Source organism: Rhodococcus sp. NPDC056960, from assembly GCF_042674125.1.
In the GTDB taxonomy this organism is placed as follows: domain Bacteria; phylum Actinomycetota; class Actinomycetes; order Mycobacteriales; family Mycobacteriaceae; genus Rhodococcus_F.
This window is the reverse complement of record NZ_JBHURF010000080.1, coordinates 1-4,048: the sequence shown is the minus strand read 5'-3', so window position 1 is coordinate 4,048 and position 4,048 is coordinate 1. Positions and strand designations below refer to the sequence as shown.

General features: G+C 66.8%; 3 protein-coding genes. All 3 read left to right on the top strand.

From position 1 onward, the window contains the following. Positions 1–248 precede the first annotated feature (248 nt). From ACFTWF_RS44930 to ACFTWF_RS44920, 3 genes are read left to right on the top strand one after another with little or no spacing between them, the layout of a single operon-like run. Positions 249–1,277: a tyrosine-type recombinase/integrase gene (locus ACFTWF_RS44930; protein ID WP_378467515.1), complete on the top strand. Its 1,029-nt coding sequence runs from the start codon at positions 249–251 to the stop codon at positions 1,275–1,277. Continuing rightward, on the top strand, positions 1,277–1,612 hold the full coding sequence (locus ACFTWF_RS44925) for a helix-turn-helix domain-containing protein (RefSeq protein ID WP_378467514.1): 336 nt from the start codon (positions 1,277–1,279) through the stop codon (positions 1,610–1,612). The genes ACFTWF_RS44930 and ACFTWF_RS44925 overlap by 1 nt, the downstream gene beginning before the upstream one ends. Next, entirely contained in the window at positions 1,609–4,011 is a 2,403-nt protein-coding gene (locus ACFTWF_RS44920) for a hypothetical protein (RefSeq protein ID WP_378467513.1), read from the top strand. Before ACFTWF_RS44925 ends, ACFTWF_RS44920 begins: the two co-directional genes overlap by 4 nt. Positions 4,012–4,048 lie beyond the last annotated feature (37 nt).

Sequence of the window (4,048 nt, the reverse complement as noted above, 5' to 3'; positions counted from 1 at the left end):
AACCCTCGGGAATTGCATCAGACGGGCGAAAATCTGCTGGTCGCCTGATGGGGAGCAGCGTGAGATTACCGCAGTAGTGACGAGGGAATGCCTGTTGGCCAGCAAGTTTGCCCCAACTAACCCATCTGATGCATGATTCTCGCACTGTTCGGTGGCGTGGGGAGTGTGGGTTGCGGCAGGTTGACTTCGCTGGGGCGGCTCATCTAGAGCTGGTGTCCGGGGTGGCGCAGTTACGCCCGCAGGATGCGATGGCGGAAGCGATGTTTCGTGGTTGGCGCGCCCAGCAGGCTGCCCGCGGACTGCGTGAGGAAACGATTACGGGCCGGGAGAAGCTGGTTCGGCGGTTCATGGAGTTCGTCAACGACTATCCGTGGCAGTGGACCCCGACGCACATCGATGAGTGGTCGCTCTGGCTGACCAGCGAAAAGCACCTGGCGCCATCGACCATCCGGGGCTACCAGGGCGGCCTGCGGTTGTTCAGCGAGTACCTGGTCGACGGCCGATACGGGTGGACCGTCGCATGCGAGGAAGCGTTCGGAACCCATCCAGTGGCGATCTGCCACGAGTGGAACACGATCGCCCATCTCAACGACTACGAGGGTCGACCGGAGGCGCGCCCGTTCACCCGGGAGGAGATGCAACGGTTCCTCGACTACGCCGACGATCAGGTCGAGCGCGCAGTGCGTGCGAAACGCAAAGGGGCCCTTGCTGCTTACCGTGATGCGACGATTTTCAAGGTCATATACGGATGGGGCCTACGCCGCTCCGAAGCGGCAAAACTGGATCTGGTGGACTTCGGTCGCAACCCGGCGGCGCCGCAGTTCGGCCGTTACGGCACACTCAACGTCCGCTATGGGAAGGCGAAACGCGGTCAGCCGCCGCGGCGGCGGAATGTGCTGTCGGTGATGGATTGGGCGGTGGAAGCTGTGGTCGACTACGTCGAGAACGTCCGGCCCCGGTTCGGCTGCCCCGACCATCCGGCGCTCTGGGTCACCGAGCGCGGCGGGCGGATCAAGCCCGCGGAGATCAACGCCCGCTTCGTCGCCTACCGCGATGCGCTCAAGCTCCCGAAAGCGCTGGTCGTGCACAGCGCCCGGCACTCCTACGTCACCCACCTCACCGAGGATGGTGCCGACCGTCGATTCATCCAATCGCAGGTCGGGCATGAAAGCGACAGTTCCACGGCCATCTATACCCACGTCAGCACCGACTACATGAACACCATGCTGCAGAAGGCGCTGGCGCCCGTACTGGGCCCGGCAGGAAAGGATCGATGATGCCCGCCAAACTCGATTACCACTGGCACCTGCGCAAGGTCATGGCCGACCGCGGCATGTTCCAAACCACCGACCTGATCGAACCGCTGGACAAACGCGGCATCACCTTGTCCTCGAGCCAGGTCTATCGGCTCGTGGTCGAACGGCCCGAACGGATGAGCCTGAAAATCTTGATGGCACTGCTGGACATCCTCGACTGCACCATGGACGACCTGATCGAACCGGCCGTTGCCGCCGAAGCCACCACGCGCGGCAAGAGGGCTGTCGGCGCCGAGGCCGGCATCGGGAACCTCCGCCCGCGGCGGGCGCGGATCCGCGGCGCCGAACCGTCGTGACCGCAGCGGACAACGATCGAGCGATCTCGGACCCCGTCGGGTTCATCACGGACTTGGTGCTGGCGGCCGATGGTCGACTTCCAGCTGACCAGGTCCGGGCCGTCGTCACCGGAGTCGCCGGCGGGCGGTCGAAGTCGCGGCGGCTCGCGGCCTTTCTCGCCGAGCGCTCGGTGACCTTGACCGACGGTCGTTCCCCGGCACCCCGGGCGATCGGTGATCTGCTGATCGCTCTGCGAGAGGCGGGCGCGGACGTTTCCCCGCCGGTCTGTGCCGGCTGCGGCAAACCGATGCGGACCCTGCAACGTCGCGGTCAGGACTGGTACTGCGGCTCCTGCGGCATCCGGCCACAAACCTGCGCGGCCTGCGGCCGACAGCGTCACGCCACGACCCGGGACCGCGCCGGGCAGCCCCGCTGCGCCCAATGTCCCGACCGCGACGACCGCGACCCGATCGACGTCATACACGGCGTGATCACCCGGCTCGACCCGGACGTCGATCGGAACCTCATCGCCACCGCGGTCGGCAAGCTCGCCTCCCGGCCCTCTCATCAGCGCAGGATCGGCTGGGCACTGGAAGCTCAACCCGAACTGCTCACCGGCGCTGGTCATCTCGCTCCCGTCCGGGCGATCGTTCCGCTGATCGAGGCCCTTCACGCCGCAGACGTCGTCGGGATCGTCCGACCGGCATGCCCCCGCTGCCACCGGGTCGTCCGGATCGACAAACCCCTCGACGGACAACGCGTCTGCCGCACCTGCATCGCCCGCACTCGTGTCGAAGAATGCACGCGCTGCGGCGCGAACCGCGAGCCCGCGACACGAGACGAACAAGGCCGGCCACTCTGCCCGAACTGCCTGGTCACAGACCCCGACAACCTCGAAGTCTGCCTCAACTGCGGGCGCCGCCGGCCAGTCAGCACCCGCACGCCGGACGGCCCCGTCTGCGTCAGCTGCCCGCCCCTCCCGACCGCTGCGTGTTCGATCTGCGGCGAAGAAAAGCCCTGCGGCACATCCCGAACCACCGGACGACCGTGGTGCCCCGCCTGCCAAAGACGCACGGCACGGTGTTGTTCCTGCGGCCGGACCGCGGCCATCGTCTCCGGCACCCTAGACCAGCCACGCTGCGAGCACTGCACCACCCTCCCCATCTGGCATGACTGCCCGACCTGCAGCGACCCCACCCACCCGCATCCCGGGCAATGCGGCCGATGCCTGATCAACCAGGGCCTCAACGAAATCCTGGGCCCACCCTCGGCGTCTCTGCATCCCGGCCTGCAAGCGCTGCGGAACAACATCGCGACCGCCGAGCACCCGATCACCGCGATGCGATGGCTGAGGAAGAAGTCCGTCGCGCCCGTCCTGGCCGACCTCGCTGCCGGTCGACGGGCGCTGACTCACGAAGCGCTGGACGAATTGCCCGACAGCCAGGCTCTCGCTCACCTGCGGCAGGTCCTCGTTGGTGTCGGCGCCCTGCCCGAACGTGACGAACACATGATCCGCGCCGAGCAGCTGGTCGGCCGCGTGGTGGCCGCCCAGTCGAATCCCGAACAGCGCAGCGTGCTGCACCGCTACACCACCTGGCAGCTCGTCCGCCGATTGCGGCAACGCAACAACGGCGCCCTCACCACGATCCAGCAGTTCAACTCGGTCCGGCAACGCACCTACGGAGCCGTCGCCTTCCTCGACTGGCTGACCGATCACCAGCTCGCCCTCGGCACCTGTCGGCAAGCCGACCTCGACCGATGGCTCACCGACAACACCGCGGTCAACCGCGGCTCCGCCGGGCACTTCATACGCTGGGCCCACAAGAACAAGCTGATCAGCGTCCGCATCCCCGCCCGCCGCTGGATGGGCCCCACCCGGCCGCTCGATGACCAGCACCGATGGGACATCGCGCGGCGGCTACTGCACGACGACACCATCAAGGCCGAAGACCGGCTCGCGGGCCTGCTCGTACTTCTCTACGCCCAAACCTCGGCAGCAATCTCGCGGCTGACCATCGTCGATCTCGAGACCAGCAATGGCGCCGTCAAGCTGCACCTGGGTTCCTCACCCATCCATCTTCCCCACCCCGTCGACGAACTCGCACAAGCGGTCGCCGCAAAACGCAAGGGCCACGCGACAATCGGTGCGCTGACACCATCGCTCTGGCTGTTCCCGGGCGGTCAGCCCGGCCGACCCATCAGCACCGGCCAACTCGTCGAACGGCTGAACAAGCTCGACATCCGGCCCGGCGCCGACCGCAGCACCGCCCTATTCCAGCTCGCCACCGAGATCCCCGCAGCGATCCTGGCCCGCACCCTCGGCATCCACACCGACGTCGCCGTCGCATGGCAGCGACTGTCCGCCGGGGACTGGACCAACTACGCCGTCGAGATCAGCCGACGATCATCGAGATCATGAGGCATTCGGACAGTTCGAATATCCGACGTCACCGTTA

Coding starts and splice junctions, on each gene's coding strand:
- ACFTWF_RS44930 (WP_378467515.1), top strand. CDS start 249: ATGGCGGAAGCGATGTTTCGTGGTTGGCGCGCCCAGCAGGCTGCCCGC.
- ACFTWF_RS44925 (WP_378467514.1), top strand. CDS start 1,277: ATGCCCGCCAAACTCGATTACCACTGGCACCTGCGCAAGGTCATGGCC.